Source organism: Blastococcus sp. SYSU D00669, from assembly GCF_054050715.1.
In genome coordinates this window covers 1-11,241 of the sequence record NZ_JBJGZV010000028.1, presented here as the reverse complement: position 1 = coordinate 11,241, position 11,241 = coordinate 1, and the positions used below count along the sequence as shown (strand labels likewise).

Annotated in this window: 15 protein-coding genes and 1 pseudogene; 8 read left to right on the top strand and 8 right to left on the bottom strand. The window is 76.3% G+C overall.

The window, feature by feature from the left end; translation table 11 throughout:
* Positions 1–134 precede the first annotated feature (134 nt).
* Positions 135–899 carry a class II glutamine amidotransferase gene (locus ACI8AF_RS18720; protein WP_456541249.1) on the top strand — a complete coding sequence of 255 codons (765 nt, stop codon included), beginning with the start codon at positions 135–137 and terminating at the stop codon, positions 897–899.
* Positions 900–966: 67 nt separating this feature from the next.
* Here ACI8AF_RS18720 and ACI8AF_RS18715 read toward each other — a convergent pair whose 3' ends face one another.
* Positions 967–1,092 carry a hypothetical protein gene (locus ACI8AF_RS18715; protein WP_456541248.1) on the bottom strand — a complete coding sequence of 42 codons (126 nt, stop codon included), beginning with the start codon at positions 1,090–1,092 and terminating at the stop codon, positions 967–969.
* Positions 1,093–1,344: 252 nt separating this feature from the next.
* Between ACI8AF_RS18715 and ACI8AF_RS18710 the strand changes: the two genes are divergently transcribed.
* Together ACI8AF_RS18710 and ACI8AF_RS18705 are read left to right on the top strand one after the other, a co-directional pair.
* Positions 1,345–2,187, top strand: a complete 843-nt coding sequence (locus ACI8AF_RS18710; RefSeq protein WP_456541247.1) for an SDR family NAD(P)-dependent oxidoreductase — start codon at positions 1,345–1,347, stop codon at positions 2,185–2,187.
* Entirely contained in the window at positions 2,184–2,774 is a 591-nt protein-coding gene (locus ACI8AF_RS18705) for a TetR/AcrR family transcriptional regulator (RefSeq protein ID WP_456541246.1), read from the top strand. Before ACI8AF_RS18710 ends, ACI8AF_RS18705 begins: the two co-directional genes overlap by 4 nt.
* A 3-nt stretch (positions 2,775–2,777) precedes the next feature.
* On the opposite strand, the gene ACI8AF_RS18700 is transcribed toward ACI8AF_RS18705, so the two are convergent.
* Complete coding sequence (locus ACI8AF_RS18700; protein WP_456541245.1) at positions 2,778–3,218, bottom strand: SRPBCC family protein; 441 nt, start codon at positions 3,216–3,218, stop codon at positions 2,778–2,780.
* A 43-nt stretch (positions 3,219–3,261) separates the two neighbouring features.
* Positions 3,262–3,651, bottom strand: coding sequence for a YybH family protein (locus ACI8AF_RS18695; protein WP_456541244.1), 390 nt, complete (start codon positions 3,649–3,651; stop codon positions 3,262–3,264).
* 58 nt (positions 3,652–3,709) lie between these two features.
* Here ACI8AF_RS18695 and ACI8AF_RS18690 point away from each other — a divergent pair, with 58 nt between their 5' ends.
* Positions 3,710–4,618: a Dyp-type peroxidase gene (locus ACI8AF_RS18690; RefSeq protein WP_456541243.1), complete on the top strand. Its 909-nt coding sequence runs from the start codon at positions 3,710–3,712 to the stop codon at positions 4,616–4,618.
* Between the two features lie 53 nt (positions 4,619–4,671).
* Here ACI8AF_RS18690 and ACI8AF_RS18685 read toward each other — a convergent pair whose 3' ends face one another.
* Both ACI8AF_RS18685 and ACI8AF_RS18680 read right to left on the bottom strand, forming a co-directional pair.
* Positions 4,672–4,875 (bottom strand): hypothetical protein, encoded by a 204-nt coding sequence (locus tag ACI8AF_RS18685; protein ID WP_456541242.1) that lies wholly within the window; start codon positions 4,873–4,875, stop codon positions 4,672–4,674.
* A 203-nt stretch (positions 4,876–5,078) separates the two neighbouring features.
* Positions 5,079–6,290: an MFS transporter gene (locus ACI8AF_RS18680; protein WP_456541241.1), complete on the bottom strand. Its 1,212-nt coding sequence runs from the start codon at positions 6,288–6,290 to the stop codon at positions 5,079–5,081.
* A 37-nt stretch (positions 6,291–6,327) separates the two neighbouring features.
* Between ACI8AF_RS18680 and ACI8AF_RS18675 the strand changes: the two genes are divergently transcribed.
* From ACI8AF_RS18675 to ACI8AF_RS18660, 4 genes are all read left to right on the top strand, one after another.
* Positions 6,328–7,338, top strand: coding sequence for a LacI family DNA-binding transcriptional regulator (locus tag ACI8AF_RS18675; RefSeq protein WP_456541240.1), 1,011 nt, complete (start codon positions 6,328–6,330; stop codon positions 7,336–7,338).
* 189 nt (positions 7,339–7,527) lie between these two features.
* Complete coding sequence (locus tag ACI8AF_RS18670; protein ID WP_456541239.1) at positions 7,528–7,713, top strand: hypothetical protein; 186 nt, start codon at positions 7,528–7,530, stop codon at positions 7,711–7,713.
* 38 nt (positions 7,714–7,751) lie between these two features.
* Positions 7,752–7,946: an antitoxin gene (locus ACI8AF_RS18665; RefSeq protein ID WP_456541238.1), complete on the top strand. Its 195-nt coding sequence runs from the start codon at positions 7,752–7,754 to the stop codon at positions 7,944–7,946.
* Between the two features lie 413 nt (positions 7,947–8,359).
* A complete protein-coding gene (locus tag ACI8AF_RS18660) occupies positions 8,360–8,569 on the top strand; it encodes a hypothetical protein (protein WP_456541237.1) in 210 nt (69 codons plus the stop codon).
* 24 nt (positions 8,570–8,593) lie between these two features.
* Here ACI8AF_RS18660 and ACI8AF_RS18655 read toward each other — a convergent pair whose 3' ends face one another.
* From ACI8AF_RS18655 to ACI8AF_RS18645, 3 genes and pseudogenes are all read right to left on the bottom strand, one after another.
* Entirely contained in the window at positions 8,594–9,622 is a 1,029-nt protein-coding gene (locus ACI8AF_RS18655) for an ion channel (protein WP_456541236.1), read from the bottom strand.
* A gap of 52 nt (positions 9,623–9,674) precedes the next feature.
* Positions 9,675–10,814: a thiamine pyrophosphate-binding protein gene (locus ACI8AF_RS18650; RefSeq protein WP_456541302.1), complete on the bottom strand. Its 1,140-nt coding sequence runs from the start codon at positions 10,812–10,814 to the stop codon at positions 9,675–9,677.
* 192 nt (positions 10,815–11,006) lie between these two features.
* Positions 11,007–11,162, bottom strand: a pseudogene (locus ACI8AF_RS18645) (thiamine pyrophosphate-binding protein); the annotation flags it as partial.
* Positions 11,163–11,241: the final 79 nt, after the last annotated feature.

Below are 11,241 nucleotides of genomic sequence, written 5' to 3'. Positions count from 1 at the left end.
AGGATTGGCGGGCGGAAGTCATCGCGGCGCCACTGGTTTTCCGCTGGGACGGCTGGGACGGCTGTGCCGGTGTGCCGGACGACGCACCCCGGGCTCCCGGCGTCCGCGGCCCGGGCGCGGCATCGTGGGGAGCCGTGTGCCGACTCCTGGGCTGGGCCTCGCGGGTGCCCACGCCGCTGCGCGACCTGCTCGGCGAGGCCGACCTCGACGCGTTCACCGAGCTGTCGGCGAAGCACGCCCACGGCTGGGGGCTGGCGCGCAGCACCGGCGCCGGCGTGGAGGTGCGCAAGCAGGCCGACGCCGCCCGCGGCAACGCCGAGTTCGCCGAGCTGGCGCGCGCCGGCCGCGCCGACCTGGGGCTGGCGCACCTGCGCCGGGCGACGCAGGGGCTGGGCATCGGCCTGGAGAACACCCACCCGTTCACCGACGGCCGGGTGGCCTTCGCGCACAACGGCTCGATCATCCCGCCGCGGTCGGTCGACCGGCTGATCCCCTGGCGGCTGCGCCGCGAGCGTCGGGGGGACACCGACAGCGAGCGCTACTTCCTCGCCGTCCTGGCCCGGATGCGCGACGGCCTCGCTCCCGGGGAGGCCCTGCTCGACACCGTGGGCGAGCTGGCCGCGACCGGCGACTTCACCAGCCTCAACTGCCTGCTGCTCACGCCCGACGAGCTCCACGCCGTCTGCCGCGTCAACCACGCCGCGTCGCTGGAGTTCGACGAGGGTCCCGACTACTACGAGCTGCGCTACCGGGTCACCGGCGACGCCGTCGTCGTCGCGTCCAGCGGCTGGGGACGGGACTGGTCGGCGCTCGGGAACGGGGACCTGCTCTCCGTGCGCCGGGGGACCCGGGAGGTCTCGGTCCGCTCCCTGGACGACGACGGGGTGCTCGTCGCCTAGCAGCGGGTGGGCGGCGGGTCAGGGGGCGCGCCGGCTGCTCGACGCGCACGCCGAGCAGGAACGCGGATCAGTCGTCCGCGGTGACCGGCGGCTGCTGCTCCTGCTCCCAGCGGGCGGTGACCGGCCGGGCGAGGGCGAGGATGAGGAACGTCATCACGAGCAGCCCGAGGGCGGACCCGACGGCCCACAGCATGAGGTCTCCACCGTTCTGCGCCGGTCGCTGTCGTTCCGGTCCCCCCGCGTACCCGGCGCCGGTCCACCATCGCCGACGTGTCGACATGGCGACAAGCCACCCCGCCGCGCCGACGATCACGCGCCGGTCTCGGACGGTCGCGCCGCTCCGCGACGCGATCTTGCAGTCGCTCACCGTGCGCTGAGGCCCTCAAGTCACCGTACTAAAATTTTTCTCTAGAACATCGCTCCACCACCGGTTAGGGTCGCCGGCATGCCCCCCGAGTCCTCCCGCCCGGTCGCCGTCGTCACCGGCGGTGCCGCCGGCCTCGGGCTCGCCGTCGCGGCGGGGCTGGGTGGGCAGGGGCTGCGCGTCGTCCTCCTGGCCCGTGACCCCGGCCGGGGGACGGCGGCCCGCGACCGGCTCCGGGCGCAGGGCGCCGACGCCGAGCTGGTGGTCGGCGACCTGGGCGACACCGCGTCGACGCGCAAGGCCGCCGCGGCGCTGCTCGACGCCTGCCCCCGGCTGGACGTGCTGGTGCACAACGCCGGCGTCTGGCCCAGCCGCCGGGTGCTCAACGCCGACGGCGTCGAGGAGGCCTTCGCGGTCAACCACCTCGCGCCCTTCCTGCTCAACGCCCTGCTCGAGGAGCGCCTGGCCCGGTCAGGGGCCCGGGTCGTCCAGGTCAGCGCGGGCATCTACGTCAAGGGCCGCGCCGAGCCCGGGGTGACGGCGGTGGGCGGCCGGTTCTCCGGGCTGCGCACCTACGCCGACACCAAGCTGGCCAACCTGCTGGTGACCCCGCTGTGGGCACGGCGCTGGGCCGGCTCGGGGGCGACGATCAACGCGGTGCACCCCGGCGTCCTGCGCACCGGCCTCGGCGACCGCCGCGGTCCGGTCGGGCTGCTGCTCGCGCTGGCCAAGCGCAGCTGGGAGCCGGCGGAGGCCGGCGCGGCGCGCGTGGTGCGGCTGGCCTCCGCGGCGGAGTTCGCCGGGGTGACCGGGCGCTACGTCGAGGAGGAGACGGAGAAGGAGCCCGCTGCCCCGGCCGCCGACCCGGCGCTGGCCGCGGCCCTGTGGGCGGAGGCCGAGCGGCTCACCGGGGCCGGCACGTGACCGCGCGCGGCAGGGAGACCAGCGCGCGGCTGCTCGAGGCCGCGCTGGCGGTGCACGCCGAGCAAGGGCACGACGGCATGACCGTGCACGCCGTGCTGGAGCGCAGCGGGGTGAGCCTCGGCAGCCTGTACCACCACTTCGGCAGCGCCGGCGGGCTGGCCGCCGCGCTGTACGAGCGCTGCCTGGGCGAACTGCTCGACGCCGTCCTCGCCGACCTGCGCCGGGCGCGCACCGCCCGCACCGGTGTGCGGGCCGTGGTGACCGCGTACCTGCGCTTCACCCGCGAGCACCCGGACGTCGCCCGGTACGTGCACGCGTCGTCGTACGCGTCGTTCCTGCCCGAGCACGCGCCGCGGATCGCGGCCTCCCAGGCCGCCCGCGTCGAGGAGCTGCACGGCTGGTTCGCCCGCCAGGTGGCGGCGGGGCGGATCGTCGACGTGCCGCCCGACGTGCTGGAGGTCGTGGTCATCGGGCCGGCCGCCGAGCGGGCCCGCCGCTGGCTGGCCGGCGGCCCGGGTGTCGACCTCGCCGTCGCCGCGTCGGGCATCGCCGACCTGGTCTGGCGGGCGGTCCGCACCGACGGGTGAGGATCAGCGCGGGTGCCGCTTCTCCACCACGCGGGCGAACTGCAGCACCATCGGCCGGCCGCGCAGCAGCATGAGCGCGTCGGAGACCGGGTTGTGCAGCCACGACGCCGGCCCGCGCAGCGGGTGCTCGTCCAGCTCGACCACGGTGTCCTCGCCCCACTCGTCGAGCTCGATCACGATCCGCGCCGAGCCGAGCAGGCCGGCGTCGGCCTCGAGCCCGAGCCGGCGGCCCTTGTCGAGCTGCCGGACCGTGGTGCGTCCCTTCAGCGTCAGCGGGCCGATGCCGACGGTGTAGTGGATCGCCGTACCCACCGCCGGCCAGCCGGGGTCGACGGCGCGGATCTCCTTGGTGCCGATCACCCACTCCGCGTAGGCGTGCCCGTCGGCGAGCACGTCCCAGACCTGCTCGGGACGGCGCGGGACCAGCACGTCGACGACCGCCATGAGCGCATCCTGCCCGGGCGGTGCGCCGGTCACTCCTCGGGCCTCACCCCTCGGGGAGGGAGTGGTGCTCGTGGGGGACCACCCAGCGGCCGTCCTCCCGGCGCAGGCCGAGGGTGAGCCGCAGCCGCCGTCCCGGGTGCTCGGCGAGGCCGTCGGCCGTGCCGCAGCGCAGCAGCGCGGCGGCGTAGGCGACGTCGGCGCCGGCGGTCACGTGCAGCTCGACGACCTCGAACGACGCCCCGGACCGCTGCCACTCGAAGAACGGCGGCCAGGTCTCCCGGTAGGCGTCGATCCCCCGCACGCCGTCGTCGGGTGGCGGCACGTCGAACATGAGGATGTCGGCGGCGTGGTCGGCCAGGACGTCGTCCAGCCGGCCCTCGTGCACGGCGTCGGCCCACCGGTGCACGAGGTCCCGGATTCCGGTGTCGTCCATGCAGGAAAGACGCCGGGAGCCGCCTCTTCTCATCGGCGACCTGGCACCGTGTACCCCCGTGACGCCGCAGACCGGGATCTTCGCCCTGGGCACGCCGGAGCACTGCTACCTGGAGCTGGACCTCCTCCCCGGAGTGTCGCCGGAGGAGCTGGTGCGGGCGGTGGCCTCGCTGTCCGGGCCGCTGTCCACCACGGGCGGGGTCAACCTCGTCGTGGCGTTCCGGCCGGAGCTGTGGGCCGCCGTCGCACCGGGTGAGGCGCCGGCCGACGCGGCCGGGTTCGACGAGCCGGTGCAGGGGCCGGGCGGGTTCGCCATGCCGGCCACGCAGCACGACGCGTGGGTGTGGGTGGCCGGCGGGGACCGGTCCGCCGTCTTCGACAACACCCGGCTGGTGATCGACCAGCTGCGCGAGGTCGCCGACGTCGCCCGCGAGGTCACCGGCTGGCTCTACCACCACGACCGCGACCTCACCGGGTTCATCGACGGCACCGAGAACCCCTCGCTGCTGGAGGCACCGGGGGTGGTCGCGGTGGCCGACGGGCCGGGCGCCGGCTCGTCGGTCGTGCTCTTCCAGGTCTGGCGGCACGACACCCGCGCGTGGGAGTCGCTCGGGACCGGCGGGCAGGAACGGGCGATGGGCCGGACCAAGGCCGACAGCGTCGAGTTCGACGAGGACGACATGCCGCCCAGCGCGCACGTGGCGCGGACGACGGTCGAGCGGGACGGCGAGGAGCTGCGGATCTTCCGCCGCAACGTCGCCTACGGCGGGGTGACCGACCACGGGACGGCGTTCGTCGGGTTCGCGCAGGACCGCTGGCGGATGCACGAGATGCTGCGCCGCATGGCCGGGGCGACCGACCGGGTCCGCGACGGCCTCACCCACTGGCTGGTCCCGCTCAGCGGCTCGTACTACACGGTGCCGTCGGTCCGGTCCCTCGCCCGCTTCGCCCCCATGGACGACGACTGACCCGACCCGCGCCGGAGGCCGCCCTGCGACCTCGGCCGGCCGTTCCCGCGGGTCTACCGCGAGCGTTGCTGGCGGCGGGCGATGAGCACGAGCACGCCCATCACGACCACGATCGGCACCCACGACGGCAGGCCGAAGGGCCCGAGGATCATCTGGGCGACGAACAGGATGAGCTGGAAGCCGAGCCAGAAGCCCACCAGGAGGACGATCCAGAAGAGCACGGGCCGCTCGTGCTGCAGCCGGCGCAGGTAGTCCATCGCCCCTCCTCGGGTGTGCCTGGGGCCCATCGTCCCCCCGCCAACGCCCCGCGCGCCGGACCGGGTTCCCGCTCTCCCTCCTCCGAGGGCCCCGCAGCCGGGCTCGCCCTCCGGACCGCCCGCTCTCCACGCGCACCGCCCGCGCTGCAGTGCGGGCGATGGGCGTGGAGAGCGGGCAGAGAAGCGTCCCCGCGGGAACGCCGTCACGCGACGGGGGTCGCCTCGCGTTCCCGCGGCGACGTCCCGGCGCGCTGCCCCGCGGCCGCGCTCCCCCACCGGGCGACCGGCCGGGCCAGGACGGCGGTGAGCACTGCCAGCGCGGCCACGCCGAGCATCGCCGTGCGCAGGCCCGCCGCGTCGGCCAGCGCGCCGACGAAGACCGGGCCCAGCACGAAGCCCAGGTAGGACGTCGTCGAGACGGCGGAGGTGGCCCGGCCGCGCACCTCGTCGCGGACGTCGGCCAGCGCGGTGCGCATCAGGGTCGGGAAGAGCACCGCGGTCCCGGCGGCGGCGAGCGCCAGCCCGGCGAGCGCGGTGACCGACGACGAGGAGCGGGCCAGCAGGAGGGTGCCGGCGGTGGCCGTGACCGCGCCGCCGGTGAGCAGCGCCCCGGCCGGCACGCGCGCCGACGCCCCGGCCGCGAACCGGGCCGCCGCCGCGACGCCGGCGAAGACCGCCGGGGCGGCCGCGGTCAGCCCGCCGGCCACGGCGAGCTCGTCGGCCAGGAACACCGCGCCCCAGGACTGGTGGGCGTTCTCCACCGCGAACGCCAGGGCCCCGACCAGCCCGACGGCGACGAGCGGCAGCGCCCACGAGGGCGTGCGCGCGGACGGCGACCCGGCGGCCGGCACGTCCACGCCGGTGGCCAGCCGCACCGGCCACAGCGAGACGGCGGCGGCGAGCGTGGCCAGGACGACGAGGCCGAACGCGACGGCCACGGGCAGTCCCAGCGCCTGGATGCCGCCGGTGCCCAGCGCCCCGGCGACGACCGCCGTCGAGAACACCCCGTGCGCCCGGGTGAGCACCGGCCGCCCGGTGAGGCGCTCGGCGGCGCCGGCCACCGCGTTGATGCCGACGTCGCCCGAACCGGACATCGCGCCGAGCAGGAGCAGCAGCACGGCCAGCGACACGACGTCCGCCGCGGCCGTCGCCACCGCGACCCCGGCCACCGCCATCAGGACCAGCGTCACCGCCGCCGCCCGTCCCCCGAAGCGGTCGACCGCCCGGCCGGTGAGCAGCATCGCGGGGAGCGCACCCAGGCCGATGAACAGCAGCGCCGTCCCCAGCTGCCCCTGGGTGACGCCGGCGGCGTCGCGCACCGCGGGCAGGGCGGCGCCCCACACCCCCCAGAGCGCCCCGTAGGACGCGAAGGCGAGGTAGGCCGTCCGGGGAGAGGGTGAGGTCGTCGTCCGCACGATCGTAACGTTACACAGACTGCGCTAGTCTCGCACCATGGCACGCAGACCGACGATGCCCGACGTCGCCCGGGCGGCCGGCGTCTCGGCGATGACGGTCAGCTACACGTACAACCGGCCCGACCGGGTGGCCCCCGCGACCCGGGAGAAGGTCCTGGAGGCCGCCGCCCGGCTGGGCTACCCGGGCCCGGACGCGGCGGCGCGCAACCTCCGCCGGGGCCGCACCGGCAACCTGGGCGTCGTCCTCGGCGAGCACCTCACCTACGCCTTCGCCGACCCGCAGGCGACCGCCTTCCTCGCCGGCATCGCCGAGGTCTGCACCGAGCACGGCCTCGGTCTCACGCTGATCCCGATCTCCGGCGAGGCGTCGGACGTCGACCGCGTGCGGGAGGCCGCGGTCGACGGCTTCGTCGTCTGGACGACGGTCGACGACGACCCCGTGCTGGCGGCCGTGGCCGGCTCCGCGCGCCCGGCCGTCGTGCACAGCGGACCGGCGGTCGAGGGGCTGCACGTGGTCACGATCGACAACCGGGCCGCCGCGGCGGCCGTGGCCGCGGTCGGGCTGCGCGGGTCGGCCCGGCCGGGCGTGCTCGCCTTCCCGCTCGACCGCAGCCGGGAGCCCGGCCTGCTGTTCGGCCCCGAGCCGGAGGCGGCGCCCTTCCCGGTGACCCGCGAGCGGCTGGCCGGCTACCGCGACGCCGTCACCGCCGCCGGGCTGGACTGGGCCGACGTCCCGGTCGTCGTGCTCGCCCGCAACGACCCGGCCGAGGCCGGGCGCGCGATCGCCCGGTTCCCGGCCGGCACCGACACGGTGCTGGCCATGGGCGACCAGGTGGCCCTCGCGACGCTGCGCGCCACGACGCGGTCGGTGCCCGACGAGCTGGCCGTCACCGGCTGGGACGACGCCGCCGGGGCGGCGGAGGCAGGGCTCACCACCGTGCGGCAGTCGCTGCAGGACCAGGGCCGGCGCTGCGCGCGGCTGGTCGTCGGCGACCCGCCGGGGCCGGAGCCGTCGTGGGCGGTCGTCGAGCGGCGGAGCACGCGGTGACCCGCGCAGCCGTGGACCTCCGGCGCGCGGCGCCGTGGGCCCGCGCGGCCGGGATGACGCCCTGGTCACCGGGCTGGTGCCCTTCCGCGTGCCGATGCCGGTCGCCCTGGGCGGTTCGGCGCCCTGGCCGCCTGCATCGGGCTGAGCAGCCGGCGCGCGCCACTTCCGGACGACGTCGCCCGCCTCGGTGTGCTGTCCGGCGGCGCGGTGGTCGCCGGCGGCGCCGTGGCCGGCCTCGGGCTGCTGCTGCCGGCGGGCTCCCTCCCCCGGCGGCTCGCGCTCGCCGTCGGCGGCACGCCGGCCGCGCTGTGCGGACTCGCCGTGCCGGCCTGGTTCCTCCGCCTCGGGCGGGTCAGCGGCCGGCTCCGCGGGTAGGCGCTGCGGGCACCGCAGCCGAACCCGAGGAGCACGGCATGGACGTGGGAGGCCTCGCCGACAAGGCGAAGAACGCCCTGGACAGCGAGCAGGGCGAGAAGCACAGCGACCAGGCGCTGGACCGGGCCGAGCAGTTCGCCGACGACCGGACCGGCGGCAAGTTCGACCAGCAGTCGGACAAGGCCGGCGACCTGGCCGACCAGCACATCGGTCAGCAGCCGCCCGGCTCGTAGGCCGGAGGTGGCGGCGGTGGGCGACACCCGCCGCCGCCCACCGGCTCCGGGGAGGTGCCCGTGGCGAACGTCCTGGAACAGGTGCTGGACCGGTGGGACGGCGAGCTGACCGTCGTCGACCGGGCCCGGGGCGCGGAGGCGTGGATCGTCGTCGCCGTCCACTCCACCGCGCTGGGCCGACAGCCGGCGGGTGCCGGATGGCGGTCTACGCGACGCTCGCCGACGCCGTCCTCGACGCCACCGCCTGTCGTCGGCCATGACCGCGAAGTTCGCGGTGTGCGACCTGCCGCTGGGAGGCGGCACGGCGGTGCTCGCGGTTCCCCGCAGCCGGCGCCGCCAACAACCAGCTGACCGACCCGTCGGTCGCCGAGCGGCTCGCCGAGGCGGGGATCTCCTGGGCTCCCGACTTCGTCGTGAACTGCGGCGGTGTCCTGCACGGCGTCGGCCTCGAGCTGCTCGGGTGGACGACGGACCAGCTCGAAGCCCGCCTGCGCGGGATCGCGGACACGGTGAGGGGTGTCTTCGCCCGGGCGAGCGCCGACGGGGTCAGCACGCTGACCGCCGCCGAGACCATCGTGCAGGAGCGACTGGCCCGAACCGACCGGCAGCAGCCGGACCCGTAGGCCGCCGCGTGGCCGCCCGCCCCGTCAGCGGCGGGCGCCCAGCCGGTCCAGGTCGATGCGCTCGCGGGCGACGTAGTAGAGCGTGGCGCCCTCGGGGACCGGCGTCTCCCACGGCGGGCTGACCACCAGGTCGCCCTCGACGCGCTGGGCGAGGACGGTGGCCCCGAACGTCCGCCCGAGGAAGGTCTGTGCGTCGCCGTAGGTGGCCGGGAAGCCGCGCGGCACCCGCAGCGAGTAGGTGTTCCCGTGGCCGCCGCTGCTCATCAGGTCGTTGTAGACCTGGGTCAGGCCGGGGTCGGCCGCCTCCTCCGACAGCAGGAACGGCATGTGCCACTGCACCACCTGCACGCCGGCGTTGACGTAGCGGAGGTTGTCCCGCCGCCCCAGGTCGCGCAGCGCCACGACGAGGTGGATCCCCGGGTGGGCGTGGTCGACGGCCACCGCGACGGCGAGGGCCTCGTTGTCGTCGCGGGCGTCGACGATCGCCGTCCGGGCCCGGTCGACGCAGGCCCGGGTCATCACGTCCTCGTGCGTGAGGTCGCCGCGCACGAAGTGGACGTCGCCCTGGTCGGGCACCGGGTTCTCCGCGACGTCGTCCCACGCGCACAGCGCGACCTGGCACCCGCCCTCCGCGGTCAGCTCGGCGATGATCCGTTCGCTCCGTCCGGGGGTGTAGCCCAGCAGGACGACATGGTCCCGGAGGTCCAGCGCGACCACTCCTCTCAGGCGCCGGCCCCGCACCGACTGCAGCGCGGTGGCCAGCTGGGTGAACAGCAGGGTGAGCGTGACGATGCCGCCGACGATCACGAACGTGCCGACCGCCCGGCCCGCGGTGGAGACCGGGAACTGGTCGCCGTAGCCGACGGTGGCGGCCGTGACGACGAAGTACCACCAGTAGGTGCCGGGCGCGGTGATGCCGCTGCCGGCCGGCTCGACCAGCCACATCAGCAGCCAGCTGGTCAGGAACACGCCGACCGCCACGACCAGCGGCAGCCGCCAGCCGCGCAGCCGGAGCCGCACGAAGCGCGACAGGCGGTACAGCAGGAACGGCATCGGCTCTCCTACCAGGGCGGACGTCCGGGGCAACCTACCCGGCGGCGTCGGCTCAGTGGCCGCGGAAGGCCTCCTCCAGCCACCACGACGGCTCCTCCCGCGTCACCTTGGCGTCGATCAGCAGCGGCCGGTCGCGCGGCCCGGCGAGCCACTCGGCCAGCGGCAGCAGGTCGGGCACGGTCCGCGCGGTGAGCGCGTCGAAGCCGTAGCCGCGGGCGATCGAGGCGAAGTCGGTCTCCGGGAAGCGCACCGTGTCCAGGGCGGCGCCGGCCGGGCCGAAGTGGTGCACCTCGGCGCCGTACGCCGCGTCGTCGTAGACGACCACCACCATCGGCAGGCCCAGCCGGACGACGGTCTCCAGCTCCGAGGCCCCCATCAGCGCCCCGCCGTCACCGAGCGCCGCCACCGGCAGCCGGCCGGGCTGCGCGAGCGCCGCGCCGATCGCCGTCGCCAGGCCCAGCCCGACCGACTGGAAGGCCTGCGTGAAGCAGAACCCGAACTCGTCGGGCACCCCCAGGAACATGCTCGGGTAGCCCATGAAGTTCCCCGAGTCGACCGCCACGACGCGCTCGGCCGGCAGCAGGTCGTCCAGCGCGATGGTCAGCGCCCGCGGGTCGACGAACCCGTCGCCCCCGGCGTCCTCGAACGGCTCGTCGCGCCAGCGGATCCGGTCGTCGAGCCCCGCCCGAACCGCCCGCGTGCGGTAGCCCTCCCGCGTCTCCCCCACCGCCCCGGCCGCGGCGACGGCCACCTGGCGCACGTCGCCGACGACGCCGAAGGTGATCGGCCGCTGGGCCCCCAGCGCGTCGGGCTCCAGGTCGACCTGCACGACGACGGCGTCGTCGGCGATCAGCCGGCCGTGCCGCATGGTCCACATGTTCAGCGCGCAGCCCCAGCCCACGATCAGGTCGGCGCGACCGATGAGCTCCGCGGCCAGCGGCGAGGCGAAGCCGCCGGAGACGTCCAGCGACCACGGGTTGCCCGCGAACAGCCCCTTGGCCACCGCCGACGTGGCCAGCAGCGCGCCGCAGCGCTCGGCCAGCTCCTCCAGCGCCCGCCGGACGCCGGCCCCGCGGGCGCCCCGGCCGGCGACGAACACCGGGCGCCGCGCCGCCGCGAGCGCCTGCACCAGCCGGTCGACGTCGGCGGCGTCCACCGGCCCGACCGGCGGCGCGGCCGGCAGCGTCGGCATCGGCAGGTCCGGCGCCGCCTCGCCCTGGACGTCCAGCGGCAGGTTGAGCAGCACCACCCGCCGCTCGTGCAGCGCGGTGGCGACCGCGACCGCCGCCTGGGCGACGGCGGCGCCGGCGGAGCTGATCCGCATCGGCACCGCGCCCACCGCGGTGGCCAGCGCCGCCTGGTCGACGGCGAAGTTCGACCGCGGCGAGGTCGCCTCCGCGGCCAGGACGACGAGCGGCGTGCGGCTCTTGGCGGCCTCGGTCAGGCCGGTCATCGCGTTGGTCAGCCCGCAGCCCTGGTGCAGGGTCACCGCGGCCACGCCCCCGGACAGCCGCGCGTAGGCGTCGGCCATCGTCCCCGCGCCCGCCCCGTGGGGGGGGGGGCCGGATCGGGCGGCCCCCCCCCCCCATCCCGTTTTTTATGCGAAATATAACCAACCC

Coding starts and splice junctions, on each gene's coding strand:
- ACI8AF_RS18650 (WP_456541302.1), bottom strand. CDS start 10,814: ATGCCGACGCTGCCGGCCGCGCCGCCGGTCGGGCCGGTGGACGCCGCC.
- ACI8AF_RS18685 (WP_456541242.1), bottom strand. CDS start 4,875: ATGGACTACCTGCGCCGGCTGCAGCACGAGCGGCCCGTGCTCTTCTGG.
- ACI8AF_RS18710 (WP_456541247.1), top strand. CDS start 1,345: ATGCCCCCCGAGTCCTCCCGCCCGGTCGCCGTCGTCACCGGCGGTGCC.
- ACI8AF_RS18695 (WP_456541244.1), bottom strand. CDS start 3,651: ATGGACGACACCGGAATCCGGGACCTCGTGCACCGGTGGGCCGACGCC.
- ACI8AF_RS18655 (WP_456541236.1), bottom strand. CDS start 9,622: ATGCCGTTCCTGCTGTACCGCCTGTCGCGCTTCGTGCGGCTCCGGCTG.
- ACI8AF_RS18700 (WP_456541245.1), bottom strand. CDS start 3,218: ATGGCGGTCGTCGACGTGCTGGTCCCGCGCCGTCCCGAGCAGGTCTGG.
- ACI8AF_RS18675 (WP_456541240.1), top strand. CDS start 6,328: ATGGCACGCAGACCGACGATGCCCGACGTCGCCCGGGCGGCCGGCGTC.
- ACI8AF_RS18715 (WP_456541248.1), bottom strand. CDS start 1,092: ATGCTGTGGGCCGTCGGGTCCGCCCTCGGGCTGCTCGTGATGACGTTC.
- ACI8AF_RS18665 (WP_456541238.1), top strand. CDS start 7,752: ATGGACGTGGGAGGCCTCGCCGACAAGGCGAAGAACGCCCTGGACAGC.